Origin of the sequence: Amycolatopsis orientalis DSM 43388, from assembly GCF_000411975.1 — a bacterium.
Classification (GTDB): domain Bacteria; phylum Actinomycetota; class Actinomycetes; order Mycobacteriales; family Pseudonocardiaceae; genus Amycolatopsis; species Amycolatopsis orientalis_D.
Map to the genome: position 1 here is coordinate 119,001 of NZ_ASXG01000109.1, position 25,145 is coordinate 144,145.

The 25,145-nt window shown below is 70.8% G+C and carries 27 protein-coding genes; 8 read left to right on the top strand and 19 right to left on the bottom strand.

Going from position 1 to position 25,145, the window contains the following annotated elements; all coding sequences use genetic code 11:
* Positions 1–49: 49 nt before the first annotated feature.
* From L942_RS21430 to L942_RS21440, 3 genes are read right to left on the bottom strand one after another with little or no spacing between them, the layout of a single operon-like run.
* Positions 50–1,054, bottom strand: a complete 1,005-nt coding sequence (locus L942_RS21430) for an RNA polymerase subunit sigma-70 (protein ID WP_037363183.1) — start codon at positions 1,052–1,054, stop codon at positions 50–52.
* A gap of 15 nt (positions 1,055–1,069) precedes the next feature.
* Positions 1,070–2,626, bottom strand: coding sequence for an MDR family MFS transporter (locus L942_RS21435; protein ID WP_037363186.1), 1,557 nt, complete (start codon positions 2,624–2,626; stop codon positions 1,070–1,072).
* 34 nt (positions 2,627–2,660) lie between these two features.
* Entirely contained in the window at positions 2,661–3,269 is a 609-nt protein-coding gene (locus tag L942_RS21440) for a TetR/AcrR family transcriptional regulator (protein ID WP_037363189.1), read from the bottom strand.
* Between the two features lie 100 nt (positions 3,270–3,369).
* Here L942_RS21440 and L942_RS21445 point away from each other — a divergent pair, with 100 nt between their 5' ends.
* Positions 3,370–4,113 (top strand): SDR family NAD(P)-dependent oxidoreductase, encoded by a 744-nt coding sequence (locus L942_RS21445; RefSeq protein WP_037363192.1) that lies wholly within the window; start codon positions 3,370–3,372, stop codon positions 4,111–4,113.
* A 159-nt stretch (positions 4,114–4,272) separates the two neighbouring features.
* On the top strand, positions 4,273–5,499 hold the full coding sequence (locus L942_RS21450; protein WP_037363195.1) for an LCP family protein: 1,227 nt from the start codon (positions 4,273–4,275) through the stop codon (positions 5,497–5,499).
* A gap of 6 nt (positions 5,500–5,505) precedes the next feature.
* Here the strand turns inward: L942_RS21450 and L942_RS21455 are convergent, their stop codons facing one another.
* The 4 genes from L942_RS21455 to L942_RS21465 are packed head-to-tail and all read right to left on the bottom strand — an operon-like array spanning position 5,506 to position 8,151.
* Complete coding sequence (locus L942_RS21455) at positions 5,506–6,858, bottom strand: sensor histidine kinase (RefSeq protein WP_037363198.1); 1,353 nt, start codon at positions 6,856–6,858, stop codon at positions 5,506–5,508.
* The gene (locus L942_RS21460; RefSeq protein ID WP_037363200.1) at positions 6,855–7,535 is read right to left on the bottom strand and encodes a response regulator transcription factor; all 681 of its coding nucleotides are present in this window, start codon (positions 7,533–7,535) and stop codon (positions 6,855–6,857) included. Before L942_RS21460 ends, L942_RS21455 begins: the two co-directional genes overlap by 4 nt.
* A gap of 50 nt (positions 7,536–7,585) precedes the next feature.
* Positions 7,586–7,759 carry a hypothetical protein gene (locus L942_RS44955; protein WP_200862875.1) on the bottom strand — a complete coding sequence of 58 codons (174 nt, stop codon included), beginning with the start codon at positions 7,757–7,759 and terminating at the stop codon, positions 7,586–7,588.
* Complete coding sequence (locus tag L942_RS21465) at positions 7,756–8,151, bottom strand: hypothetical protein (protein WP_037363205.1); 396 nt, start codon at positions 8,149–8,151, stop codon at positions 7,756–7,758. The genes L942_RS44955 and L942_RS21465 overlap by 4 nt, the downstream gene beginning before the upstream one ends.
* A gap of 143 nt (positions 8,152–8,294) precedes the next feature.
* On the opposite strand from L942_RS21465, the gene L942_RS21470 reads away from it, so the two are divergent.
* The gene (locus L942_RS21470) at positions 8,295–8,666 is read left to right on the top strand and encodes a winged helix-turn-helix transcriptional regulator (protein ID WP_106964970.1); all 372 of its coding nucleotides are present in this window, start codon (positions 8,295–8,297) and stop codon (positions 8,664–8,666) included.
* Positions 8,667–8,698: 32 nt separating this feature from the next.
* Here the strand turns inward: L942_RS21470 and L942_RS21475 are convergent, their stop codons facing one another.
* A complete protein-coding gene (locus tag L942_RS21475; RefSeq protein ID WP_037363207.1) occupies positions 8,699–9,466 on the bottom strand; it encodes an IclR family transcriptional regulator in 768 nt (255 codons plus the stop codon).
* Between the two features lie 157 nt (positions 9,467–9,623).
* On the opposite strand from L942_RS21475, the gene L942_RS21480 reads away from it, so the two are divergent.
* Entirely contained in the window at positions 9,624–10,334 is a 711-nt protein-coding gene (locus tag L942_RS21480; protein ID WP_037363210.1) for a CoA transferase subunit A, read from the top strand.
* On the top strand, positions 10,331–10,960 hold the full coding sequence (locus L942_RS21485; RefSeq protein WP_081655159.1) for a CoA transferase subunit B: 630 nt from the start codon (positions 10,331–10,333) through the stop codon (positions 10,958–10,960). The genes L942_RS21480 and L942_RS21485 overlap by 4 nt, the downstream gene beginning before the upstream one ends.
* Positions 10,961–11,302: 342 nt before the next feature.
* Here the strand turns inward: L942_RS21485 and fahA are convergent, their stop codons facing one another.
* The 9 genes from fahA to L942_RS21530 all read right to left on the bottom strand — a co-directional run bounded on the left by fahA (position 11,303) and on the right by L942_RS21530 (position 20,159).
* Positions 11,303–12,472: a fumarylacetoacetase gene (gene fahA, locus L942_RS21490; protein WP_037363216.1), complete on the bottom strand. Its 1,170-nt coding sequence runs from the start codon at positions 12,470–12,472 to the stop codon at positions 11,303–11,305.
* A complete protein-coding gene (locus L942_RS21495) occupies positions 12,469–13,326 on the bottom strand; it encodes a hypothetical protein (RefSeq protein WP_081655163.1) in 858 nt (285 codons plus the stop codon). Before L942_RS21495 ends, fahA begins: the two co-directional genes overlap by 4 nt.
* The gene (locus L942_RS21500; protein WP_037363221.1) at positions 13,293–14,492 is read right to left on the bottom strand and encodes a homogentisate 1,2-dioxygenase; all 1,200 of its coding nucleotides are present in this window, start codon (positions 14,490–14,492) and stop codon (positions 13,293–13,295) included. The genes L942_RS21495 and L942_RS21500 overlap by 34 nt, the downstream gene beginning before the upstream one ends.
* 83 nt (positions 14,493–14,575) lie before the next feature.
* A complete protein-coding gene (locus L942_RS21505) occupies positions 14,576–15,115 on the bottom strand; it encodes a MarR family winged helix-turn-helix transcriptional regulator (protein ID WP_037363232.1) in 540 nt (179 codons plus the stop codon).
* A gap of 43 nt (positions 15,116–15,158) precedes the next feature.
* Positions 15,159–16,484 (bottom strand): MFS transporter, encoded by a 1,326-nt coding sequence (locus L942_RS21510; RefSeq protein ID WP_037363234.1) that lies wholly within the window; start codon positions 16,482–16,484, stop codon positions 15,159–15,161.
* 140 nt (positions 16,485–16,624) lie between these two features.
* Positions 16,625–18,031: an FAD-dependent oxidoreductase gene (locus L942_RS21515; protein ID WP_037363236.1), complete on the bottom strand. Its 1,407-nt coding sequence runs from the start codon at positions 18,029–18,031 to the stop codon at positions 16,625–16,627.
* A complete protein-coding gene (locus L942_RS21520; protein ID WP_037363239.1) occupies positions 18,028–18,822 on the bottom strand; it encodes an SDR family NAD(P)-dependent oxidoreductase in 795 nt (264 codons plus the stop codon). Before L942_RS21520 ends, L942_RS21515 begins: the two co-directional genes overlap by 4 nt.
* Entirely contained in the window at positions 18,815–19,660 is an 846-nt protein-coding gene (locus L942_RS21525; protein ID WP_235079296.1) for an SDR family NAD(P)-dependent oxidoreductase, read from the bottom strand. Before L942_RS21525 ends, L942_RS21520 begins: the two co-directional genes overlap by 8 nt.
* Before the next feature lie 79 nt (positions 19,661–19,739).
* Positions 19,740–20,159 carry a nuclear transport factor 2 family protein gene (locus tag L942_RS21530; RefSeq protein ID WP_037363241.1) on the bottom strand — a complete coding sequence of 140 codons (420 nt, stop codon included), beginning with the start codon at positions 20,157–20,159 and terminating at the stop codon, positions 19,740–19,742.
* Between the two features lie 118 nt (positions 20,160–20,277).
* Between L942_RS21530 and L942_RS21535 the strand changes: the two genes are divergently transcribed.
* Positions 20,278–20,955, top strand: a complete 678-nt coding sequence (locus L942_RS21535; protein ID WP_037363244.1) for an IclR family transcriptional regulator — start codon at positions 20,278–20,280, stop codon at positions 20,953–20,955.
* A 1-nt stretch (position 20,956) separates the two neighbouring features.
* Here the strand turns inward: L942_RS21535 and L942_RS21540 are convergent, their stop codons facing one another.
* The gene (locus L942_RS21540; RefSeq protein ID WP_037363247.1) at positions 20,957–21,607 is read right to left on the bottom strand and encodes a response regulator transcription factor; all 651 of its coding nucleotides are present in this window, start codon (positions 21,605–21,607) and stop codon (positions 20,957–20,959) included.
* On the bottom strand, positions 21,604–22,815 hold the full coding sequence (locus tag L942_RS21545; protein ID WP_037363250.1) for a sensor histidine kinase: 1,212 nt from the start codon (positions 22,813–22,815) through the stop codon (positions 21,604–21,606). The genes L942_RS21540 and L942_RS21545 overlap by 4 nt, the downstream gene beginning before the upstream one ends.
* A 168-nt stretch (positions 22,816–22,983) precedes the next feature.
* On the opposite strand from L942_RS21545, the gene L942_RS21550 reads away from it, so the two are divergent.
* Positions 22,984–24,423 (top strand): ArnT family glycosyltransferase, encoded by a 1,440-nt coding sequence (locus tag L942_RS21550; protein ID WP_037363254.1) that lies wholly within the window; start codon positions 22,984–22,986, stop codon positions 24,421–24,423.
* The gene (locus L942_RS21555) at positions 24,420–25,049 is read left to right on the top strand and encodes a GPP34 family phosphoprotein (RefSeq protein WP_037363257.1); all 630 of its coding nucleotides are present in this window, start codon (positions 24,420–24,422) and stop codon (positions 25,047–25,049) included. Before L942_RS21550 ends, L942_RS21555 begins: the two co-directional genes overlap by 4 nt.
* Positions 25,050–25,145 lie beyond the last annotated feature (96 nt).

Below are 25,145 nucleotides of genomic sequence, written 5' to 3' on the forward strand. Positions count from 1 at the left end.
ACCCGATTCGCGCCGAGCAGCCCGTTTTCGCCGTGGCTGAAGAGCCGGTTCAGCAATCATCGGCCCCGTATTGCCCGAGCGTTTCGGGGAGCCCGTACGGGGCCAATGCCGCGTTTTCGAACGCGGCCATCGCCGTGACCAGTCCGTTTCGGACGGTGAGGACGCAGACGCCGAAAGCGCGGTAAACCGCGTCGCCGGGCGCGCGCAGATACCCGGCGACCGCGGGCTGCCGGTTCGCGCGCACCGGCACCATCCGGAAACTGCCCCGGTAGTACGGCGAGCCCGGGTGGAAACTCGGCCCGAGCGCGCCGAGAATCCGATCGCGACTGTCGAACCACAACGGGTACGGCGGCATCACCGCACGCGCGTCCTCGCTCAGCACGGCGGCCACCGCCCGCACGTCCGCCGATTCGTAGGCAGCGATGAATTTCCGTAGCAGCGCCGTCTCTTCCGCGGTCGTAGCGGCCGGCGCGGACCACTCGGCGCGCCGGGCGGGGAGGCGGGCGCGCAACGTCTCCCGGCCCCGCTGCAGCGCGCTGTTGGCCGAGGCCACCGAAGTGTCCAGCAGCGCGGCAGTGTCCTTTGCGGACCAATCGAGCACGTCGCGCAGGATCAGCGCGGCCCGCTGCCGCGGCGGGAGCAACTGGATGGTGGCGAGGAACGCCAGTTCGATGGTTTCCCGTTCGACGACCGCGGCGCCGGGGTCGTCCGGCGCCGCGGGGTCGAGCAGCAGATCGGGGAACGGCCCGAGCCACGGCGCGTCGAGCGCGGAGATCTCGCCGCCCGGGTCGGCCGCCGGACCCAGTTCGTCCGGCAGCGCCCGCCGCGGCCGGCGGGCGAGCGCGTCGAGGCAGACGTTCGTGGCGATCCGGTACAGCCACGTCCGCACGCTCGCCCGCCCGGCGAAGCCCTGGCGGCCCTTCCAGGCCCGTAGAAAGGCCTCCTGCGTGAGGTCCTCGGCCTCCTCGAACGAGCCGCTCATCCGGTAGCAGTGCACGCGGATCTCGCGCCGGTGCCGTTCCAGCAGGGCGCCGAACTCCTCGTCGCTCGTCACCCGGGCAACGGTAGCTCAGGCGGCCTCGTCCGCGAGCCGCTCCAGCCCGCTCTTCGTCTTCAGCGGCAAGTGCTTCAGGAACGCGACCGCGACCACCACGAGCAGCGCGATCGGCGCGCTGATCAGGAACAGATCGCTGGTCGCGACCCCGTACGCGTCCCGGATCACCGCCACGACCGGCGCGGGCAGCTGCGCCAGGTCCGGCACCTTCGCGCCGCCGCCGGACCCGCTCGCCGCGGCCGGCCCGAGCCCCTCGGCGATGAGGGTCCCGACCCGGCTGGCCAGCACCGCGCCGAGCGCGCTCACGCCGATCGACCCGCCGAGGCTGCGGAAGAAGGACAGCGTCGAGGTCGCCGCGCCGAGGTCGGCGGCGGGCACGTCGTTCTGCGTCACGAGCACCAGGTTCTGGTTGAGCATGCCCACGCCGACGCCGAGCACCAGCATGAACAGGCTCAGCTCCAGCAGCGACGTGTGCGCGTCGATCAGCCCGAGCAGGCCGAGCCCCGCCGCCATCAGCACCGCGCCGAGCAGCAGGAACGGCTTCCACCGGCCGGTGCGGCTGATCAGCTGGCCGGACACGGTGGACGAAACGAGCAGCCCGAAGATCATCGGCAGGCTCATCAATCCGGCCACCGTCGGCGATTTGCCGAGCGCCAGCTGGAAATACTGCGACAGGAACACGGTGCCGCCGAACATCGCGACGCCGACCAGGAAGCTCGCGACGGTGGCGAGCGTGACCGTGCGGTTGCGGAACAGCCTCAGCGGCACAACCGGCTCGCGCACCTTCGCTTCGACCCACACCGCCAGCACCAGCACGAGCACGCCGGCGGGCACGAGCACCGCGGTCTGCCAGGAACCCCAGGCGAAAGTCGAGCCGGCCAGCGACGACCACACGAGCAGCGTCGAAACGCCGAGCATGATCAGGAACGCGCCGAGGTAGTCGACGTGCACCTCGCGGCGCAGGGTCGGCAGGGCCAAAGTGCGCTGCAGCAACAGGATCGCGGCGAGCGCGAACGGCACGCCGAGGAAGAAGCACCAGCGCCAGCCCAGCCACGAGGTGTCCACGAGCACGCCGCCGATCAGCGGACCGGCCACCGTGCCGACGGCGAAGACCGCGCCGAAGACGCCGGAGAACTTGCCCAGTTCGCGCGGCGAAACGATGGCCGCCATGATCACCTGGGCGAGCGCGGTGAGCCCGCCGCCGCCGACGCCCTGCGCGATCCGGCTCAGGATCAGCACGTCGATGTTCTGCGCGAGCCCGGCCACCAGCGAGCCGACCACGAACAGCCCGAGCGAGAGCTGGATCAGCAGTTTCTTGTTGTACAGGTCGGAAAGCTTGCCCCAGAGCGGGACGGTCGCGGTCATCGCGAGCAGTTCGGTGGTGACGACCCAGGTGTAGGACGACTGGCTGCCGCCCAGTTCGGACACGATCCGCGGCAGGGCGTTCGCGACCACAGTGGACGCGAGGATGGCGACGAAAATGCCCATCATCAGGCCGGACATCGCCTGCAGCACGTGCCGGTGGCTCATCGCCGGGGAAGGCGCGGACGATTCCGCGGCGGACAGGGACATGACAGTCCTTTCCGGACTCGGGAAGGTCGGGGGATCAGCGAGGGTCGGGCAGGCCGGCGGCGGCAGCGGCGGCGGCCTCGTCGAAAATCTCGAGCAGCGGCCGGGCCCCGTTCTGGTCGGCCCAGCGGGTGAGCGTGGTGGTGAGCACTCCGCCCGCCACCGCCAGCAGCAGCGACGGGAACAGGTCCTTCTCCGCGTCGGTGCCGGACCGCCGCGCGATGGCCGCGATCATCGGATCGCGCGAGCCGGAGTTGAGCGTCGTCGCGCGGACGAGCAGCGACGGATCGCCGTGGATGATGCGCAGCCGGGTCAGCCACTCGTCGCGGTCGCGTTCGATGTCGGCGAGGTCTTCCCGGACGGTCGCGATGAACGCGGGGAAGGCGTCGACGCCGTCCGGCTGCGCGAGGAACCGGGCGATCGTCCGCTCGGCCCGTTCCGCGTGGTCGGCGTACGCGAGCAGCACCGCGTCCTCTTTGACCGCGAAGTAGTTGAAGAACGTGCGCGCGGACACGCCCGCCTCCGCGGCGATGTCGTCGACCGTGACCTGGTCCAGACCACGCTCGTCGATCAGCCGGAGCGCGGCGAGGGCGATGGTGCGGTGGGTTTCGAGCTTCTTGCGCTCGCGCAAGCCGGGAGGGGGCACGGGACCAGCGTAGCGAAGATCTTGCAGAGTCTGCAAAGTTGCAGTTTGTGAACCAGGGCACTCGGACCGCGCGGGGAACGGGCTGGCAGACTCACCCAGCGTGAGCGGAACGGTGCTGGTACTCGGCGGACGCAGTGAAATCGGGGCGGCGGTGGCCGTCCGGCTGGCGCGCGGCGGCGCACGGCGGTTCGTCCTCGCCGCGCGGCCGGGCGCGGACCTCAGCGAGCAGATCGCCGCTCTGCGCGAAGCGGGCGCGGAGACGGTGGCTACCGAGGACTTCGACGCCGACGACCTCTCCGCGCACCGGCCGCTGCTCGAACGCGTTCTCCGGGAGCACGGGCCGCTCGAGACTGTCGTGCTGGCGTTCGGCATCCTCGGCGACCAGGCCCGTGCGGAGACCGACGCGGCGCACGCCATCGCGATCGTGCACACCGATTACGTCGCCCAGGTGTCGGTGCTCACTCACACGGCGGAACTGTTGCGCACCCAGGGTTCCGGAAACCTGATCGTCTTCTCCTCGGTCGCCGGGATTCGCGTGCGGCGGGCGAATTACGTGTACGGCTCGGCGAAAGCGGGCCTCGACGGGTTCGCTTCCGGGCTGTCCGACGCGCTGCACGGCACCGGCGTGCACCTGCTGCTCGTGCGTCCGGGCTTCGTGATCGGCCGGATGACCGAAGGAATGTCGCCCGCGCCGTTCTCCAGCACCGCCGATCAGGTGGCCGACGCGACCGTGGCCGCGTTGCGCCGCCGCCGCGAAGCGGTGTGGGTGCCGGGCGTGTTGCGCTTGGTGTTCGCGGCGATGCGGTTCGTGCCGCGCGCGGTGTGGCGGCGGATGCCGCGCTGAACTCCCTGTGCCCGCAGGGGCACCGGCTGTCGCCGCGCGTTCGGCCGAACGGGCAGCATCACATCTTCGCGACAGGTTTCTCAGGCTATTCCCAGCTAACGCGGTGATCCTCGAACGAGGGGGGCGAAATCCGTCCCCCGGGGAAGCGAGGAACCGGCCGTGCTGATCACGTCCCGGGGCCGCCGGATCGGCGCCCGTGCGGTGCTGGGAGCGGTGTCCGCCCTGGTGCTGGGCGCCACCGGGTTCGCGTGGTCGCAACTGCACCGGCTGGACGCCGGCCTGGTCACCGCCGACGTCATCGCGCCCTCGGCGCGGGTTCCGGACGCCGCGGCCGGGGAACCGCTCGCCGTCGCGCAGAACATCTTGCTGGTGGGGCTCGATTCGCGCACCAAACCGGACGGGACGCCGCTGCCGCAGGACGTGCTCGACGCGCTGCACGCGGGCGGGGGAGACGACGGCGGCAACACCACCGACACGATGATCGTGGTGCACGTCCCGGCAGGCGGGGCGGCCGCCACCGCGATCTCGATCCCGCGCGATTCCTATGTGGACATTCCGGGCTACGGCAAGCACAAGATCAATTCGGCGTACAGCCGGGCGCGGGCCGACCAGCGGGGAAAGCTCGCCCAGCAAGGCATGAGCGGCCCGGAGCTGGAAGTGGCCGCCGACGCCGCCGGGGCGAAATCGGCGATCGCCGCGGTGCAGGAGCTCACCGGCCTCACCATCAACCACTACGCCGCGGTGAATCTCGCCGGGTTCGCCGCGCTGAGCGAGGCGGTCGGCGGCGTGCAAGTGTGCCTGAAAGCACCCGTGCACGATTCCTTCTCCGGCGCGAATTTCCCCGCCGGGCCGCAGACCGTCTCGGGCGCCCAGGCGCTCGCCTTCGTCCGGCAGCGGCACGGCCTGCCCAACGGCGACCTGGACCGGATCGCACGGCAGCAGGCATTCCTGTCGGCGACGGCGAAAACCGTCCTCGGCTCCGGCACCCTCACCGATCCGGCGCGGCTTTCGTCCCTGGTGGATGCTCTGGAAAGCTCGGTCACCCTCGACCAGGGCTGGAATCTGCTGAGTTTCGCCCAGCAGCTGCACGGCCTCAGCTCGGGCGCGATCGCGTTCGGCACGATCCCGGTGCAGAGCCTGTCGCTGGCCACCCCGTCCGACGGGGACGCGGTGAAGGTGGATCCGGCGCAGGTGAAGGAATTCGTGCGGACGCAGATCAGCTCGCCGGACGTGTCGGCCGCAGGAGGAACGCCGGACGCGGGCGCTGTCCGCCCGGCGTCGAGCGGGGGAGTGGTGCGGCCGATCGCGGCGACCACCACACCGGCGCCTCCGGCGGGGTCTCCGGCGCAGCCGAAGCTGACGACCGCCAGCGGATGTGTGAACTGATCCGGTTCACGCCAGCGGGAACGTGATCGTGAACGCCGCCCCGCCCTCCGGTGCCGGGCCGGCCGTCAGTGTTCCGCCCATCCGGGTCACCAGTCCGTGCGCCAGCGCGAGCCCGATGCCGGACCCGACCGGACGGCTGTCTCGATACCGGGCGTTGAGCACGCCGCGTTCGAAAGCCACCGGATAGTCCTCCGGTGCGAGCCCCGGGCCGCCGTCCCGGACCGAAAGGCGGGCGTGGCCGTCCGCGACCGCCAGGGCGAACACCATCGGCGCGCCCGCGGGCGTGACGCGCAGAGCGTTCTCCGCCAGGCCGTCCACGACCTGGTGCAGCCGCCGGGCGTCGGCGGTGACCAGGGCGGTTCCCGGGGGAGACTGCACGGTCAGCGGGACGTCCGCGCGGGCGCAGCGGAGCTGCCACACCTCCGCGCAGTCCCGGACCAGCGCGGCGAAGTCGACGGCGCCCAGGTCGAGCTGGAATTCGTCGGCTCCGAGGCGGGCTAGCTCCAGCAGGTCGGACACGAGCCGTTCCAGGCGCTGAGCCTCGCGGTGGATCGTCTCGCCGGCGCGGCGGGCGTCCGGGCCTTTGGCGACTCCGTCGGCGATCGCCTCGGCGAAACCGGTCACCGCGGTCAGCGGGGTGCGAAGTTCGTGCGACACCGACAGCAGGAATTCGCGTTGCCGGGCTTCGCTGCGGGCCAGCGCGTCGGCGAGTTCGTTCAGCGAGCCCGCGACCTGTGCGACTTCGGCTGGGCCTTCGACCGGCACCCGCACGTCGCGCCGCCCCGCGCGGAGACTGCCCGCCGCGGCGGCCGCGCGGCGAAGCGGGCGCCCGAGCAGCCGTCCGGAGACGTATCCGGCGATCGCGGCGACCACGAGCCCGATGCCGAGCGCCAGAAGAATGTTTCGCAGCAGCGCGTGTTGCGTGGACTCGGCGCTGCGCACCGGTTGCACGAGCGCGAACGCGGCTTGCGGGCCGACCGGGCGCACTTCCACGAGGTAGTCGACGTTGCCGATCGTCACCCGCGCCGAACGGTCCTGTCCGGACTCGAGCCCGGCCCGCTCCGCCGCGCGCACCGCGGTCGCCTGCCCGGAATTCTGGCCGCTGACCCGGTGCACGACGACCTCGATGCCCTGTCCCCGCACGACCGCGGCCACCTTGCCGATCGCGAGCCGGTTGCCGATCCCGGCGCCGTCGAGCTGCCCGGCGACGACGTCGGCCTGGTCCCGCAACGACTGCTGCAGCACCGAATCGGCGGTAGTGCGGACCAGCCGGGACGCGACCAGCCCGGCCACGAGCACCGCGATCCCGGCGACCGCCAGGCACACCACGGTGATCCGGAGCGCGAGCGTCGTTTTCATCCGGCGTCCGCCGCGTAGCCGATGCCCCGTACTGTCCGGATTGGACTGTCGGGCCCGAGTTTCGCCCGCAGCTGCGCGACATGCACGTCCACCGTGCGGGTCCCGGCCGCGGCGGCGTACCCCCAGACCGCGCTGAGCAGCTGATCGCGCGACAGCACCTGACCGGGGTGGCGCAGCAGGTACGCGAGCAGGTCGAATTCGGTGGAGGTGAGCGTGACCTCGTCCTGGCCCGCCCACACCCGGCGGCCCGGCACGTCGACGCGCACGCCGCCGCAAGCGAGTGTCGTGGCCGGACTGCCGGCCGCGCGGCGCAGCACCGTCCGCACGCGGGCGGCCAGTTCGCGGGGGCTGAATGGTTTGGTGAGGTAGTCGTCCGCGCCGATTTCGAGGCCCAGCAAGCGGTCCAGCTCGTCGTCGCGGGCGGTCACGAACAGCACCGGCGTCCAGTCGCCCGCCGCGCGCAGCGCCCGGCAGATCTCGATGCCGTCCATTCCGGACAGTCCGATGTCGAGCACCACGGCCACCGGCCGCAACCGGCGGATCGCCCCGAGCGCCTTCGCGCCGTCCGGCTCGACTTCCACCCCGAATCCGTCGCGCCGCAGGTACAGCGCGGCGAGTTCGGCGATCGCGGTCTCGTCCTCCACGACGAGGACGAGACCGCGGCCAGCTGACCCCATGCGGGCTCCCGTTCCTCCGGCCGGCTACGTCGGGGGAAACGGTACGCGGGTCACCGCTGCCCGTCGCCCGCCATGTCGGACTGGATCGAGTCCAGCGTGGACTGGATGCTGCTCAGATCGCCGTCCGGTGTCGCCCCCGTCGACGGCGCCGAACCGTTGTCGCACGCGACGCAGCCGAGCCCGACGACGGCCGCCGCGGCGGCGAGCGCGATCAGCCGCTTCACTTCGGCGCCTGACAGTGCGCCGCGGCGAACGCGTCGAGCTGCTTGGTCGCGTTCGCCAGCTCCCCGATCCGGCTCTGCCGCTTGTCCGCCCGCTTCTGCAGCCGGTCCGCCTGCGCGGTGCGGCCCTTGGCGCGGGCGTCGTTCGCGCGCGCCTTGAGATTCGCGACCGACCCGGAAACCTCCGGCCCGCCGTTGATCCGGTTGGTGAGATTCTGGGCCTGTTTGCGCAGTTTCGGCACCCAGGCGGTGCACATCTGCTGCACCTCCTGCGGGCTCAGCGTGACCGGAGCCGGAGCCGGGGCCTGCGTGTCGGCGCTGGCGATCGGCGCGGCCACGAGCAGTCCGGCCGCGATCCCGCAGCCCGCCAGTGCCAGCCGCCTCGTTCCTCGCATCGTTCTCGTCCTCCCGTGTCGGTGTTTCCCGAGGACCACCGTCGCGCGCGGGTGTACGAGCGGTGTGGGACGAATGTTCGGGTTCGGTAAAGCCCGCGGACTCGGTGGAGTGTTACTCTCTTGCGGAGAGTGAGGAGGCCGCCGTGCTGGGAAACCCGTATGACCGCGACTGCCCGACGCGCCAGCTGCTCGACCGGATCGGCGACCAGTGGACGGTGCTGATCGTCGGCGCGCTGACCGACGGCCCGCTGCGGTTCACCGAGATCGGCAAGCGCGTCGACGGCATCTCGCAGAAGGTCCTCACGCAAACGCTGCGCAGCCTGGTCCGCGACGGCATTCTCGTCCGCACGGCGTACCCGGTGATCCCGCCGAAGGTCGAGTACGAACTCACCCAACTGGGCCGCAACCTCGCCGAACCGCTGGAACTCCTGGACCGCTGGGCCCGCCAGCACATGGACCAGGTGACCGCCGCACGCGCGGCTTACGACGCGGAGAACGCCGCCACTGCCTCGTGAGTGCTGGCGCCGGTTCTAACCGGCGTCAACGCTCACGAGGGCTGCCGAAGCAGGTTCGTCAGCGTATGCGCCTCCTTGAGCAGCAACGCACCCAGCTCAGCCCGCCGCTCCGCGCGGAACCGCGATTCCACCCCGGTCAGCGTCAGCGCCCAGGCCGGTTCCCCGGCGGGCGTGAACACCGCCGCCGCCATGCCCCAGCTCCCCTCGACCACCAACCCGGGGTTGGTCGAATACCCGTCCTCCCGCGTCCGCGCGACGCGGGCGCGGACTTCCTCGGCCCGGTGCGCCGGGCCCCATTCGGCCGTCAGGTCCACTGTGGACAGATACTCCTCGACCTCGCGGTCCGGCAGCATCGACAGCACCACCAGCCCCGCCGACACCACGCCCAGCGGGAACCTCGCGCCCTCGTACAGCACGAACGACCGGATCGGGAAGTCGCCGTCCTCGCGCAGCAGGCAGACCGTCTCGTTGCCGCGGCGGGCGGAGAAGAACGCGCTTTCCCCGGTGGCCGCGGCCAGCCGATGGACGCTCGCGCGCGCCTGCTGCGTCACGTCGTAGCGCGGCGCCGCCGCCTCGCCGAGCAGGTACAGCTCCGGGCCCAGGTACCAGCGGCCGCTTTGCCGGTCGCGGTCGACGTAGCCCTCGGCGGCCAGCGACGCGAGCAGCCGGTGCACGGTCGGGCGGGCCAGGCCGCACTGGCGCGCCAGCTGCGAGGTCGACGCTCCGTCGCGGTGGGTGGACAATGCGCGCAGGACCGCGGACACCCGTCCGACGACGTGGTCTGGAGGCGAAGTGGGCACGGGATCGAGAGTACGTCCGCTCAGTGAACGCATCGGGCGCGGGTGTTCGGTGCGCGAGAGGTTTGCCGGGGATCCCGGCGTGTCGGTTGACCCGTTTCGCCTGCGCTGGGTTGTATGCGGGAGCTGACCACTCACCGAACGAATTGGAGAGGATGCCGTGCCGACGAAGTACCGCAGCGCCGCGGAGGCCCTCGACGGGCTGCTCGAGGACGGGCTGACGATCGCGGTCGGGGGCTTCGGCCTCACCGGGAACCCGAACGACCTCATCGAGGCGGTCCGGGACTCGGGCGTGCGCGATCTGACGATCGTCTCGAACAACATGGGAGTCGACGGGGCCGGGCTCGGCATTCTGCTCGAGAACCGGCAGGTGCGCCGGGTCATCGCGTCGTACGTCGGAGAGAACAAGCTGTTCGCGCAGCAGTACCTCGACGGGACGGTCGAGGTCGAGTTCACGCCGCAGGGCACGCTCGCCGAGCGGATGCGGGCCGGCGGCGCGGGGATCCCGGCGTTCTACACCAAGTCCGGCGTCGGCACGCCGATCGCCGAGGGCAAGCCGCACGCCGAGTTCGACGGCGTCACCTACGTGCAGGAGCGGGGGATCGTCGCCGATCTCTCCCTCGTGCACGCCTACGTCGCGGACCCGGCCGGGAACCTGATCTACCGCTACGCCTCGCGGAACTTCAACCCGCTCGTCGCGACCTGCGGCAAGGTGACGATCGCCGAGGCCGAACAGGTCTCGGACGAGTACCTCGACCCGGAGCGGATCATCACGCCGGGGATTTACGTCCAGCGGCTGATCCAGGCGGTCGAACGGGAAAAGCAGATCGAAAAGCGGACTGTGCGCGTGCGTGAGGAGGCGTCGGCGTGAGCTGGACCCGAGAGGACATGGCCAAGATCGGGGCCCGCGAGCTGCGGGACGGCGATTACGTGAACCTCGGGATCGGGATTCCCACCCAGGTGGCGAATCACATTCCGGACGGGGTGCAGGTGACCCTGCACAGCGAGAACGGGATTCTCGGCCTGGGACCGTTTCCGTGGGAGGGCGAGAAAGATCCCGACCTGGTGAACGCCGGCAAGCAGACGGTCACGTTGCAGCCGGGGGCCAGTCTGTTCGATTCCGCGGAGTCGTTCGCGATGATTCGCGGCGGGCACATCGACCTGGCGTTGCTCGGGGCGTTGCAGGTGGGGGCCAACGGGGATTTGGCCAACTGGACGGTGCCCGGGGCGTTGGTCAAGGGGATGGGCGGGGCGATGGATCTGGTCGCCGGGGCTCGTCGGGTGGTGATCATTACCGATCACACCGCCAAGGACGGGACGCCCAAGATCGTCGAGAAATGCACGCTGCCGTTGACCGGGGCCGGAGTGGTGAACCGGATCATCACCAATTTGGCGGTGCTGGATGTGACGGACGACGGGTTGAAGCTGGTGGAGCTTGCGCCTGGGGTTTCTCTGGACGAGGTGCGGGAGAAGACTGGGGCGCCGGTCGCGGGGTAGGCCTGGGTTGGCGGGCGGCTCGTCGCCCTGGCGGGCGACATCGCGCCCGGGTGAGCGGCGTGGGGCACCCCGAAGCCCATTGTGATGGCGGTCTGGGGGTGCTTGTCAAGGCGGGGAAGATGCCTTGACAAGCACCCCCAGACCGCATTTTTGGCTTCGTATCGGGGTGCGGGGGTGGTGTGGGTGCTTGGTGGGGTGGGTGCACCGGCTGCGGGTTGGTGGTGGCGAACCGTGGCTGGGTGGGTGCGTCGGCGGCGGGTGCGCGGAGCGCTAGAAGGTCGTGAGGGGGTCCTTGAGGGAATCAGATTCCCTCAAGGACCCCCTCACGGACGTCGGGGCGGCCTACTGTGCGGGAAGAATGCGGCCCCGGACCTCGCCGAAGCCCAGTTTCGCGCCGCTGCTCGTGGTGGCCTCGCCGGTGATCGCGACCTCGTCCCCGTCTTGCAGGAAGGTGCGGGATTCGCCGTTGACGGTCAAGGGATCCCGGCCGCCCCAGGAGAGTTCCAGGAACGAGCCGCGTTCGGTCGGTTCCGGTCCGGAGATCGTGCCGGAGCCGTAGAGGTCTCCGGTGCGGGCGGAGGCTCCGTTGACGGTCAGGTGCGCCAGCATCTGCGCCGGAGACCAGTACATCTCGCGGTACGGCGGGCGGGCCACCTCCTGGCCGTTCCACTCCACGGACAGGGTGATGTCCAACCCCCACGGCGACGTTTCCCGCAGGTAGGGCAGCGGTTCCGGCGAGGTCTGGCCGGGCAGCGGCACCCGGGCCCCCTCCAGCGCCAGGATCGGGACCACCCACGGCGAGATCGACGTCGCGAAGCTTTTGCCCAGGTTCGGGCCCAGCGGCACGTACTCCCAGGCCTGGATGTCGCGGGCGGACCAGTCGTTCAGCAGGACCGCGCCGAACACGTGGCGAGGGAAGTCGTCCGGCGGGATCGGGGTGTTGGCCGGAGTGCCCGCGCCGACGACGAAGCCCAGTTCCGCTTCGATGTCCAGGCGGACGCTCGGGCCGAACACCGGGCCGTCCTCGCCCTTGCGCTGGCCGCTCGGGCGCACCACGTCGGTGCCGGACACGTACACCGTGCCGGAGCGGCCGTGGTAGCCGACCGGGAGGTGTTTCCAGTTGGGCAGCAACGGTTCCGCGTCCGGGCGGAACAGGCGGCCGACGTTCGACGCGTGGTGTTCCGAGGCGTAGAAGTCCACGTAATCGGCGACTTCAACGGGCAGGTGCAACTGGACGTCGGCGACCGCGTGCACGGCTTCGGCGGGCACCTCGCCGGTCACCAGCGGCTGCAGCCGCGTGCGGACCTCGACCCAGCGGTCGTACCCCTGCGCCATGAAGGCGTTCAGCGTCGGTTCGGCGAAGACCTCGTCGCCGAGCGCGATCGACAGGTCCAGCACGTGCTCGCCCACGCGCACGCCCACTCGGGGACTGCCGTCGCCTGCCGAGAACACGCCGTACGGCAGGTTTTCGACGCCGAAAGGGGAGCCGGCGGGGATGTCGAGCACGGTCATGCGGGGGCTCCGATCAGGCCTAGGTTCGTCAGTTCGGTGAGCGGGTCGGTGATGCTGCAGGTGCCGAACGAGGTGAACCGCGCACGGGCCGCGGCCAGCCGTTCCGGGGGCAGCGCACGGATCCGGTCGGCCACCGCGGTGGCGTCGCGTTCGGCAAGCAGCGCAACGACTTCCTCGTCCCCGGCACCGCGGTCGACCGCCTCGGCGGCGAGCAGGAGATTCAGGAAGCCGTGCTGTTCGAAGCCCGTCTCGGGGTCGGTGTTGCGGATCGCGTGGTGCAGCCCCGCGGTCGCCTTGAACGGCACGCCCGCCTCGGCGGCCGCGCGGATCGCGGCGGCGAGTTCGGCTTCGTCCGGATAGTACTCGGCCGATGTGCCGCCAGTGCGGAACTTCGCCTTGTACGGAGTGCCGGAAAGCGCCTGCAGCAACGGAACCCGGCGTTCGTCGCGCGGAATCTCCACCGCGACCGGAACCGGGCAACCGTCCACTGCGGACAGGAACTCGGCGACGCTCATCCCTTGCGGCACCGCGATTTCCAGCGATTCGACCGACACCGGCAGGCCGTCGACGGCTTTGAGCACGTCGGCGATCCCGCTCGGTCCGGCAGGCAGCGTCACGGTGAGCGGCAGCGGCGTTTCCCGGCCGGCAACGACTTCGGCGAGTTCCGCCAAGCCGGACGCGGCGACCACCAACGGGCCGACCATGGCGGCGTACTCGGCGCGGGCGTGCCGGTCGTGCGCGGCGACGGCGTCCGGCAGCGGCGCGAGGCCGGGCGGGAAGACCGCCGCGTCGTCCAGCAGGCCGCGGGTCAGTGCGTCGGTCACGACTGCGATCCCCGTCCTGCCCAGGTCCAGGCGTAGCCGGGGTCGTCGCTCGCGTGGCCGCCCTCGCCGATCTCCAGCGGGCGGAACGTGTCCACCATGACCGCCAGCTCGTCGAAGAACTCCACGCCGATCGAGCGTTCCACCGCGCCCGGCTGCGGGCCGTGGCTGTGCCCGCCGGGGTGCAGGCTGATCGAGCCCTGGCCGATGCCGGAACCCTTGCGCGCCTCGTAGTTCCCGCCGCAGTAGAACATCACCTCGTCGGAGTCCACATTGGAGTGGTAGTACGGCACCGGGATCGACAGCGGGTGATAGTCCACCTTGCGCGGCACGAAATTGCAGATGACGAAGTTGGTGCCCTCGAACACCTGGTGCACGGGCGGCGGCTGGTGCACGCGGCCGGTGATGGGCTCGAAGTCGGAGATGTTGAACGTGTACGGGTAGAGGCAGCCGTCCCAGCCCACCACGTCGAACGGGTGCGTCGGGTACACGTAGCGCGTGCCGACGATGCCGCGCGAGCCGCGGTGCTTCACCAGCACCTCGACGTCGGTGCCTTCGACGACCAGCGGTTCGGCCGGCCCGTGCAGGTCGCGCTCGCAGTAGGGCGCGTGCTCCAGCAATTGGCCGTAGCGCGACAGGTAGCGCTTCGGCGGCGCGATGTGCGAGTTCGCCTCGATCACATAGGCGCGCAACGGTTCCGAGCCCTTCGGCACCCAGCGGTGCGTGGTGGCGCGGGGAAGGACGACGTAGTCGCCGGTGCGGGCGGGCAGCGCGCCGAACACCGTCTCCACGACCGCTTCGCCGGACTCGACGTACACGCATTCGTCGCCGATCGCGTTGCGGTACAGCGGAGAAGCCTCGCCGGCGGCGACGTAGGAGATCCGCACGTCGCCGTTGCCGAGGACGAGCCGGCGGTTGTTCACGACGTCCGCGCTCTTCCATTCTTCGCCCGGGAACAGCGTGTGCAGCTTGAGGTGCAGCGGCTTGAGCGGCCGGTTCTCGGTGAGGGTCTGGTCCGGCAGTTCCCACGGGGTCGCGTCGACGATCGCGGACGGGATGCCGCGGTGGTAGAGCAGCGACGAGTCGGAGGAGAAGCCCTCTTCGCCCATCAGCTCCTCGGAGTAGAGCCCGCCTTCGGGCGTGCGGTGCTGGGTGTGCCGCTTAGGCGGGATGCTGCCCGCGCTGCGGTAGTAGGCCATGGGTCGCCTCCTCGGCGCGAAGTAATCAAAGTATGTACTACTTTCCGGTCAGCCTAGTCCACCTGCTGGGCTGGGGAAAGGGGTCAGCGCCGGGTCGCGAACCCGGCCCGGCCGGAGATGAGCTTGTCCAGCAGCATCACCAGCACGCGCTGCTCGGCCTCGGTGAGCACCTCGACCCATCCGGCCTCGCGTTCGTTCTGCGCCTCGAACACCTCGAGCATCTCGGCGTGCCCGGCCTCGGTGAGCGACAGCCGCACCGAACGGCCGTCCGTCTCGCCCGGCGTCCGGGTCAGCAAACCGTCGCTGACCAGGGTTTTCGCCAGATTCGACACCGCCGCCCGGCTCATCCCGGCCAGCCGCGCGGCCGCCGACGGTTCGAGCGGCCCGGCCAGCCACACCACGAACAGCACCCGGAACGCCGACCACGACCGCCCGCGCGGCCGGTGCACGGCGGCTTCGAGGTCGTAGGTGACCAGGTTCGACGCCCGGTTCAGCGTCAGCAGCACCTCGGTCGCGAGCTGGTGGCGGAAGCCGAATTCCTCGGACAGCCTGCGGTTGGCCAGCGCGATGAACGACCAGAAGTCGAGCGAGTCCGGGTCCGGCGGCGCGGCGGAGTCCTGCATGGACTGCACGGTACCCGCGCCGCCGGGATAGTCAAACTCGAAACTACTTCTTGGCGCGGGCCCCCGCGTCGCGCGGCACCTTCAGGAACGCCAGCATCGCCGCGGCGACGACCAGGCAGCCGATCGGGAAGTACAGCCCGACCGTCACGTCGCTTTCGGTGGCCGCGAGCCCGATCGCGTACGGGCCGAAGAACCCGCCGAGCGCGGCGATCGAGTTGATCGCGGCCAGGCCGACCGCCGTGTGCTCCTTCGACAGCACCCGCGCGGCCATCGCCCAGTACGGGGCGAGGTAGCCGAGCACGCCGATGGCCGCCAGCGAGAGGCTGACCAGCGACAACGCCGGCACGGTCTTGAACTGCATCGCGCCGAAGAACCCGAGCGCCGCCACCAGCACGGTGCCGATCACATGGCCCTTGCGCTCGCCGGTGCGGTCGGAGTTGCGGGCCAGCAGCAGCATGCCGATCGCGCCGACCACGTACGGGATCGCGCCGAGCAGGCCGATGTTGGTCGAGGAGTACTTCGGGTCGAGCTGCTTCACGATCAGCGGCAGGAAGAACGTGAGCCCGTACAGCCCACAGGCGATGAAGAGGTTGGAAATCGCCAGCAGCAGCACCTTGCCGTCACGCACCGCGCGCAGCTGGCCGAGGAACGTCTCCTTCTCCTCCGGCACGTACTCGCGGTCGATCTCGGCCTGCAGCCAGGAGCTTTCCTCGGCGGTCAGGAACTTCGCGTCGGCGGGCTTGTTCGGCAGACAGAAGAAGGTCAGCAGGCCGATCAGCACCGCGGGCGCGCCCTGCAGGATGAAGACCCACTGCCAGCTGCTCATCCCGAACCAGTGCACGTGGTCGAGGATCCAGCCGCCGAACAGGCTGCCGAGGATCAGCGCGATCGGCTGCGCGAGCGCGAGCGTCGCGATGGCCCGGCCGCGCTCCTTGCCGCGGAACCAGAAGGTCAGGTACAGCAGCAGCCCGGGGAACAGGCCGGCCTCGGCGACGCCGAGCAGGATCCGCGCGATCATCAGGTGCGTCACGCTCGCGACGAACCCGGTCAGCACGGTCACGATGCCCCAGCTGACCGCGATCCGGCTGAGCCACAGCCTGGCCCCGACCTTCTTCATGATCATGTTGCTGGGGACCTCGAACACCACGTAGGCGAGGAAGAAGATCGCCGACGCGACGCCGAAGGTCGCGGCCGTGACGGCGAGCTCTTTGGCCATGCCGAGCTGGGCGTAGCCGATGTTCGCCCGGTCCATGTAGTTGAAGATGTAGAGCAGCAGGACGATCGGCATGACGCGGACGCCGACCTTGCGGACGGTTCGTCTGGCCAGCGGCGAGTCCGCCGTGGCGGCGGCTGCGGCGGGGACGGGCATGGGGTTCTCCTCGACGGTGAGCAGTACTGGGTTGATCGGTGCCCATCCAGCCGCAGCCACGGCCGAATGGCTTCGCGGCAACGGTCGCGTCCCGAGCACGGGGGCGGCCTGCTTTTGGCCGGATCGGCAAGTCGGTGGGATCAGGCAGCGGCGGAGCGGCCGGCGATGCGGCCCATGGTGACGGCGTTGGCGACCGCGTTGCCGCCGCCGACGTAGCGGAAGCCGAGCACTCCGGCGCCGGCCTCGCCCGCGGCGAACAACCCCGGCACGCGGTTGCCGCGGACGTCGAGCACGGCGGCGTTGGAGTCGATCTCCAGCCCGGCATGCGTGCATACCAGTTCGGCGGGCAGCGTGCGGGCGGCGAAGAACGGCGCGGTGGCGATCTTCGCGGGCGGTTCCGCCGCACCCTTGGCGGACAGCGTTTCGTGCCGCAGGAAATCCGGGTCCTCGCCGGTGGGCAGCTGGGTGTTCCATCTGTCCACAGTGGCCTGGAGAGCGTCGGCGGGTACGTTCATCTTGCCCGCTAGTTCCTCCAAAGTGTCGGCCCGGAGAGTGCGGCCCGTGTCCGCTTCGGACAGGACGTGTTCGGCGTTCCAGTGCGCGTAGCCCGGCGGGAGGTCGCGGCGCGCTCGGTCGTCGAAGACCATCCACACTGGACCGTCCTGCGCGGAGATGATGCCGCTGGACACCGCGTAGGAGGCGTCCTCGTCCATGAACCGGCGGCCGTGCGCGTTCACCAGCACGCGCGAGCGCGGCGGGAAGCCGGACTGCCAGTGGTGCAGGCGCTGGAAATACACGGTCGGCAGCAGCAAACCCCAGCCTTCGCCGGTGATCGAGGCGGACACCTGCTCGCCGAAGGCGAAGTGGTCGCCTCGGGAGCCGGGCGCGGCGACGACGAACAGATCCTCGCCCGCCGCGTCCGCGTCCGGGTAGTACCGCGAGCGCAGTGCCGGGTCCTGGGCGAATCCGCCGCTGGTCACGATCACCGAATTCGCGCGCACCTCGATGCCGTCCGCGACCACGCCGGCGACCCGGCCGTCCGCCACGAGCAGCCGTTCGACCCGAGTGTTCAGCACTGCCTCGGCGCCGACGCGACGGCGCGCGCGGTCGAGGACCTGGACCAGGCCGTAACCCTGGTCCTTCGGCACGTGCCCGCGCCAGACGTCCTCGACGCCCGCGCGGGTCAGGCCCGGCGTGTGCGCGTCGTGCGACACCTTCGCCGGGATTTCCGCGCCGAGCCCGATCAGCCATTCGACGGCCGGACCGGCCTCGCGGCAGAACGTCTTGAGCAGTCCGGGTTTCAGCCGCCACTGGTTGAGGTCGAGGTAGTGCTGGAAGAACCGGTCCGGCGTGTCCTCGATGCCCAGCGCGCGCTGGACGCTCGTGCCGGCCGCGGTGAGCATGCCCGCGGACAGCTGGGTCGAGCCGCCGAGTTCCTTCTCCGACTCGAACAGCATTGCCGAGGCGCCGTGTTCGGCCGCGGACACGGCGGCGGCCAGTCCTGCGCCGCCCCCGCCGATCACCACGACGTCGGCGTCGACGCTCATCCGAGATCACCTCCGGTTTCGGCGAGAATGCGGTGGTAGAGACCGTTCGAAACCAGGCCGCCGTCCACGGTGACCTCGCTTCCGGTCAGGTAGCTGGACCGGTCCGACAGCAGGAACAGCACCGCGTCGGTGATTTCCTTCGGATCGGCCATCCGCCCGGCGGGCACACTGTCCACAGCGGACTTGACGAACGCGTCCGCTCCGGCCAGCAGTCCGGTGTCGACCAGTCCGGGGTGGACGGAGTTGACCCGGATCCGCCACTTCGCGAAATTGCCCGCGGCGGACTTCGACAGTCCGGTCAGCCCCCATTTGCTCGCCGAATAGGCGGGGGAGAAGTAGCCGATCTGGCCGGAGATCGACGAGATGTTCACGATCGAACCGCCGCCCGAATCGCGCATCAGCGGCGCGGCCGCGCGCATCCCGTGGAACGGCCCGGAAAGGTTCACCGCGAGCACGCGGTCCCAGACCTCGGCCGTGGTGTCCAGGAATTCCAGCCGCCGCGAGATTCCAGCATTGTTCACGAGCCCGCCGAGCGAACCGTGCTCGGCGCGGATCCGGTCGAGCACGCGAGTCCACTGTGCTGGTTCGACCACGTCGATCGGGTACGGTGTCGCCGCGCCGCCCGCCGCGCGGATCTCGTCGGCGATTGCGTCCGCACCGGCGAAATCCGCGACGCAGACGTGCACGCCGCGTTCGCCGAGCGCGCGGGCGTGCTGTGCGCCCATCCCGTTCGCCGCGCCCGTCACGAGCACGACGTCCGGGTAACGCACGGCTTCGGTGGCGTCAGACATGCCGCGAGCCGCCGTCGACCGCGAGGCTGTGCCCGGTCACGTACCGCGAGCTGTCCGAGAGCAGGAACAGCAGCACGCCGCACACCTCTTCCGGCGAGCCGATCCGGTGCAGCGGCACCGCGTCGAGGGCCTTCGCCAGCGCGGGCGCGTCGTCCTGGATCCAGCGCGTCATTTCGGTGTCGATGTAGCCCGGGGCGATGGCGTTGACCCGGATGCCCTGGTCGCCGAGTTCCACCGCGAGCGATTCGGTGAGGTGCGCGACCGCGGCCTTCGAACTGCAATACGCCGCGCGGCCCTTGCGCACGCGGACCGCGGACACCGACGCCATGTTGACGATCGCGCTGCCCGGTTCCATCCGCGCGGCCGCGGCCTGCGCGCCGAACAGCACGCCCTCGACGTTCACCGACAGCGTCGAGCGGATCTGCTCCGGCGTGATGTCCGGGACCTCGGCGTACGGGAAGATCCCGGCGTTGTTGACCCAGAAGTCGATGCGGCCGAACTCGTCCATCGCGCGCTGGGCGAGCGCGACGTGGTCCTCGGCGCGGGTGACGTCCAAGGCGGACGCGACGATCCGGCCCGGTTTGTCCTCAAGGGACTCGGCGGCCAGCGCGGCGGTCAGCTCGTCGGCGGTGGCGGTCATCGCGGCGGCGTCGAGATCGCCGCCCACCACGTGCACCCCGCGGGTGGCGAGACCGGCGGCGAACCGCGCGCCCATCCCGCGGGCCGCGCCGGTGACCACGGCGACCTTGCCCGGCATCTCCGGGTAGCGCGCGGTCGCGGGCTGGTGCAGCACCCGGCCGGGGCCGGTGGGGGCGAGGGCATTGATCGGGGTGGGCAAGGAGGGCTCCTAGGTGAGGGTGGGTGGGTCTCGTGAGTGTTCATGCCGGTTAGAACCGGCATGAACACTCACGACGTGGTCAGGGCTCGCGGTGCACGGTGCGGCGGCGCACGCGCCAGCCGCCGGCGGTGCGCACGAGTTCGTCGTCCAGCACGGTGAGCCGGTGCAGGCGCGGGGAACCGCCTGCCGGGGTCCCGACGATCTGCAGATAAGCCAGCGCTCGCACGGCGTCCCCGGACTGTCCGGATCGGACTTCCACTGTGGACACCACGTGCCGCAGCCGTTCGCCGGACTCGACGCATCCGGCGTGGAACCGCTCGGCGAACGCGGTCAGCGCGGCCGTGCCCACGGCGGGTTCCGGGTAGCTGGGCGAGACGAACTCCCCGTCCTCGGTGAACGTGGCGGCCCAGCGCGCGGCCTGCCCGGAGTCGATGGCGTGACTCTGGCGGCCGTAGAGCTGATGCACCGCCAGCACGTCCTCGACGGGGACTTCGCTCATGTCCGGAACCTCGATCCGCGGGGAGTTGCCTGGAGCGGCAAACGTGCTATATTCGCACGCACCGTGCGATATGTAGGGAACAGTAGGTCGCCGGACAAGCTGTCGTCAAGGGAGTCGTGTGTCCGAATCGGGGACGTCGAAGACGCTGAGCCACGGGCTTCAGGTGCTGGAGCTGCTGGTGGAGCATCCGCAGGGGCTCACGATGACCGAGATCGCCGAGGGGATCGGCGTGCACCGCACCGTCGCGCACCGGCTGGTGCGCACCCTCGAGGCGCACCATCTCTGCCGCCGCGACCGGTTCAAGCGGATCTCGCTCGGCGCCGGTCTCGTGCGGCTGGCCGAACCGGTGGAGCAGGATCTGCGCACGCTCGCGCGCCCGGTGCTGGAGGAGCTTTCGGACGCCGGCCGCGCGTCGGCGCACCTGGTGGTCCGCGAAAACGCCGAGCAGGTGCGGATGCTGATGATCGTGGAACCGCGGCAGGCGCGGATGCACGTGTCGTTCCGCAGCGGCCAGCTGGACCCGATCGGCCGCGGCTCCGCCGGGCTCGCGCTGCTCTCGGCGGAGCCGCCGGTGGAAGGCGAACGCGAGGAGATCACCCGCGCCCGGGCACGCGGCTACGCGGTGTCGGTGGGGGAGATCGCGCCGGGGATCACCGGGATTTCCGCGGTGGTGCCGGCCGGCCGCGACACCCCGGGCACGGCGATCGGGTTGTCGTTGTTCGAGGCTCCGGATCCGGACGAACTGGGCCGGTTGGTGGTGGCGTCAGCGCAGCGGCTCGGCTCGCTGCTGAACTGACCTAACGGCCGACGAGCCCGGCTTCGTGCGCCAGCAGCCCGGCCTGCGTCCGGTTCGCGCAGCCGAGCTTCACCAGCATCCGCGACACATAGCTCTTCACCGTCGCCTCCGCCAGGTGCAGCCGTCCGGCGATGTCCGCATTGGACAGTCCTTCGCCCAGGCAGGCCAGCACTTCCCGCTCCCGGTCGGTCAACCCGGCGGTCCGGCGGCGGGCCTCGTCGTCGCGGCGGTGGCCGTCCGACGACAGCGCGACCAACCGGCGCGCGGCCGAGGGCGACAGTACGGTGTGCCCGTCCGCGGCCACGCGCACCAGGCCGATCAGGTCCTCCGGCGGCGTCGACTTCACCAGAAACCCGGCCGCGCCCGCGCGGAGGGCGCGGATGACGTAGGTGTCCGCGTCGAACGTCGTCAGCGCCACGACCGCGGGCGGTTCCGGCAGCGCGCAGATCCGCTCGATCGCGGCCAGCCCGTCCACGCCGGGCATCCGCAGGTCCATCAGCACCACCGCGGGCCGGTGCCGGACCACCTGCTCGACCGCCTCCGCACCGTCCCGCGCCTGGCCGACTACCTCGATGTCGCCGGCCGAACCGAGGATCGTGCGCAAGTGCGCGCACACCATCGGCTCATCGTCGGCCACCACGACCGTGATCACCGGGCAGCACCTTCCGTGGTCGGGACGTAGGCGGGCAGTATCGCACCGATCTTGAACCCGCCGCCGGGAGCGGGGCCCGCCTCGAAGGTCCCGCCGACGAGTTCGACCCGCTGGCGCAGGCCGCTCAGGCCCGCGCCGGAGCCGCTGCCGGCGAGCGCCTTGTCCGGCGGCCGGGTGGCGCGCGTGTTGACGACGGCCACGTCCAGTCCTCCCGGGTGGTAGCGCACCGAAACTGTCGCCGAGCAGCCCGGCGCGTGCTTGCGGATGTTGGTCAGCGCTTCCTGCACCACGCGGTACGCGGTGCGCGCGACGGTCGGCGACACCGACGTCCGGTCTCCGGACACCGACAGCTCGGTGGCGATCCCGACCGCCGCCGATTCGGCGACCAGATCCGCCACCTCGCCGGGCAGCGGCGGATCCGGCACCGGCGGCTCGATTCCGGTGCCGTTCCGCAGCACGCCGACCAGATCGCGCAGCTCGTCCAGCGCGTGCGCCCCCTCGCGCCGGATGTCCTCGGCGGCCGATTTCACCGCCGGATCCGGCGACGTCACGCCGAGCGCGCCCGCGTGCAGCACCATCAGGCTCAACCGATGCGTGACGACGTCGTGCATCTCGCTCGCCAGCCGCCGCCGCTCCGCCGCCAGCGCCTGCTCGGCGAGCAAATGCTGTTCGCGTTCCGCGCGCTCGGCGCGGTCGCGCAAGGAACTCAGCAACTGCCGCCGCGCCTCGAAGTACAGCGCGATCGCGACCGGAAGCGCGGTGCTCAGCAGCCCGAACGGCGTCGTGTTCCACGCCGGGTTCCACGGCCGGGTCGCCAGCAGAGCCAGGAATCCGGCGATCCACAGCACGCGCCGCCGGTCCAGCTGCCGGACGAGCTGCGCCAGCACGATCGGCGTGATCGTGGGGACGGTCATCAGCGTCGGCTGGCGGGTCGGCACGAGCAGGCCGGGGGAGAAGAGATCGGACGCCAGCATCGCCAGCGAGGCCACGATCAGCAGCCCCGCGACGCCGTTCGGGAAGCGCGCCAGAAGAAGCAGGGACGCGTCGCAGACGAGTTCCAGCACGAGCGTCGCGTATGGCCCGAGAAAACCGGTGGTCGGTCCGGCGGCGAGGAAAAGCCCGAAGTCGAGGCAGGCGAATACCAGTGCGGCGCCGCCCAGCCAGAGCCAGTCGGTCGACCGCGGCCAGGGGCGGCGCGTGCTGGTCACCGGGCCACGGTATCCGGTCGGGCGCCCGGCCGCGCCGGATTCGCACCGCTCGGGTGGCGGGCTACCGCCGAAAGTTGCGGGCGAGGCGGACGCGATCCACTTTCGTCGCGGCGAATCGCTACTGAACACGCTTATGCCGCATCCGCTCGGCGCGGTGGACTCGGTGCCATGACGAGCGAAGGAGTCCCGCGGTTCGCGCGGCTGCCGGTGCTGGCGGTCGCGGCGGCCGCCGTCGCGCTGCTGGTGGCGACGAGCACCCGGTACGCGCACGGATTCGACGAGCTGTACTTCCTCGTGGCCGGTCGAGATCATCTGACCTGGGGGTATTTCGACCAGCCGCCGCTCGTCCCGCTGCTGGCCGGCACCCTCGACCGGTGGTTCCCCGGTTCGCTGGTCGCGCTGCGGCTGCCGATGGCGCTCGCGGCCGGCGCCGGGGTGATCGTGACCGCGCTGACCGCCCGTGAACTCGGGGGCGGACGCGGCGCGCAGGTGATGGCGGCCGGGGCGTACGCGACTTCCGGATTGATGATCGTCAGCCACTGGGTCGCCACGTACGCGCTGGACCCGTTCTTCTGGACGCTTGTGGTGTTCCTGCTCGTGCGCTGGACCCGGACCCGGCGCGACGGCCTGCTCATCTGGGCCGGGGTGGTCACCGCGGTGTCGCTGCAGACGAAATTCCTGATCCCCGCGCTGTGGGGGGCGGTACTGGTGTCCGCGCTGGTCCTCGGGCCGCGCCGGCTGGTGTCCCGGCCGAAACTGTGGCTGGGCGCGCTGATCGCCGTCGTGGCTACGCTGCCGACGTTTCTCTGGCAAGCCACGCACGACTGGGCCTACACCCGGATGGGCGAAGTCGTGGCCGCCGAATTCCCCGGCTACCTCACCTTCGCGCGCGACGGTTTGCTCGGCGCGGGAATGGGAATCGGCGTGCTGGCACTGCTCTACGGAATGTGGCGGTTGTTCCGCTCGCCGGACCTGGCGCCGTACCGGTACCTCGCGGTGGCGTTGCTGCTGGTCGTGGCGGTGATCCTCGCGACGCACGGGCGGTCGTACTATGTGCTGAGCCTGTATTCGCTGCCGTTCGCCGCCGCCGCGACAGAGCTTTCCCGGCGGAATCTGGTGCGCTGGTCGAAGATTCCGGCCGGAATCGCGTTCGCGCTTTCGGCCGCGGTCACCGTTGCCGGGCTTCCGGTGTGGCCCGCGTCGATGAAAGCCACGTCGTTCGGGCCGTTCCCGCTCGGCACCGTGTTCGCGGCCGGGGAAACCGCGCAGCAGCAGGTGGCGGACGGCGTCGGGCAGACGTATCAGTCGCTGCCTGCATCAGTGCGCCGGGAAACCGTCGTGTACGGAGAAATCTACCCGTTCGCCGCGGCCGTCGAGTACTACGGCCCGCGCTACGGGATTCAGAATGTCTACAGTGGACACCGAGGATACTGGTACTTCGGCCGGCCGCCGGATTCCGCGCGGAACGTGCTTTTCGCGGGCTTCGATCCGGCGTTGCTGCGCCCGTACTTCTCTTCGGTGACTGAACTGGTGCCCGGACTGATGTGGCTGTACACCGGGCGGAAGCAATCCTGGGAAACGATCTGGCCAGAGGTGAAGAAACAATGAGCGATTCCTTGCCCGTGCGAGCGTATTTCCTCGCCTGCGCCCCGGACGGCGGCCCGATCTCCCGCCGTTCGCACGCGGCCCTGCTGGTCCGCGCCGCCGCGATCACCGACCTGGTGCTGCGCGGCAACCTCCGCGACCAACACGGCCACGCCGAACCGACCAGCGCCGCCCCGACCGGCGACCTCCTGCTCGACAACCTGCTCGCCGAACTCCGCGCGCACAGCCCAGCGTCTTGGCGGGCGCTGCTGCGCCGCGGCAAGAACGACGCGCTGCAGTCGCTGGAAACGCAACTCTCCGCAGCGGGTCTGCTCGAAGAGGGGAGCAGCTCGATCTTGCGGCGCAAGGTTTTCCGTCCTTCCGACCCGGCGCGGGTCCGGGACGCGCATGCGGAACTCGACCATGCTCTGACCGCACCGCTGTCCGATGTGGACGCTTCAACCGCAGCGCTGGCCGCCCACGCCGCGGCGTCCGGTGCCGGGATGTCCCGTTCGGAGGCGCGGCGCCACGCTGACCGGTTGAAGGAACTGGAGAGCCTCGCCGGTCCCGTGGTCCCGGCGCTGCGCAAGGCGGTGGCGGGCCGGCGCGCGGCACGGATCGCGGCGTTCTCCGGCGGTTCCGGCGGCTGACGCGACTCTCCGGCTCCAGAGGCGGAGCCGCCGGCCAGCCGAGGGGGCTGGCCGACGGTTCGGCCGCGGCCGAAGGGTGGACCTCGTACCGTGGCG

Excerpts from the sequence above, each read along its gene's own strand:
- L942_RS21465 (WP_037363205.1), bottom strand. The coding sequence starts at position 8,151 with ATGCGAGGAACGAGGCGGCTGGCACTGGCGGGCTGCGGGATCGCGGCC.
- L942_RS21550 (WP_037363254.1), top strand. The coding sequence starts at position 22,984 with ATGACGAGCGAAGGAGTCCCGCGGTTCGCGCGGCTGCCGGTGCTGGCG.
- L942_RS21515 (WP_037363236.1), bottom strand. The coding sequence starts at position 18,031 with ATGAGCGTCGACGCCGACGTCGTGGTGATCGGCGGGGGCGGCGCAGGA.
- L942_RS21460 (WP_037363200.1), bottom strand. The coding sequence starts at position 7,535 with ATGGGGTCAGCTGGCCGCGGTCTCGTCCTCGTCGTGGAGGACGAGACC.
- L942_RS21530 (WP_037363241.1), bottom strand. The coding sequence starts at position 20,159 with ATGAGCGAAGTCCCCGTCGAGGACGTGCTGGCGGTGCATCAGCTCTAC.
- L942_RS21435 (WP_037363186.1), bottom strand. The coding sequence starts at position 2,626 with ATGTCCCTGTCCGCCGCGGAATCGTCCGCGCCTTCCCCGGCGATGAGC.
- L942_RS21510 (WP_037363234.1), bottom strand. The coding sequence starts at position 16,484 with ATGCCCGTCCCCGCCGCAGCCGCCGCCACGGCGGACTCGCCGCTGGCC.
- fahA (WP_037363216.1), bottom strand. The coding sequence starts at position 12,472 with ATGACCGTGCTCGACATCCCCGCCGGCTCCCCTTTCGGCGTCGAAAAC.
- L942_RS21555 (WP_037363257.1), top strand. The coding sequence starts at position 24,420 with ATGAGCGATTCCTTGCCCGTGCGAGCGTATTTCCTCGCCTGCGCCCCG.
- L942_RS21500 (WP_037363221.1), bottom strand. The coding sequence starts at position 14,492 with ATGGCCTACTACCGCAGCGCGGGCAGCATCCCGCCTAAGCGGCACACC.
- L942_RS21520 (WP_037363239.1), bottom strand. The coding sequence starts at position 18,822 with ATGTCTGACGCCACCGAAGCCGTGCGTTACCCGGACGTCGTGCTCGTG.
- L942_RS21455 (WP_037363198.1), bottom strand. The coding sequence starts at position 6,858 with ATGAAAACGACGCTCGCGCTCCGGATCACCGTGGTGTGCCTGGCGGTC.
- L942_RS21505 (WP_037363232.1), bottom strand. The coding sequence starts at position 15,115 with ATGCAGGACTCCGCCGCGCCGCCGGACCCGGACTCGCTCGACTTCTGG.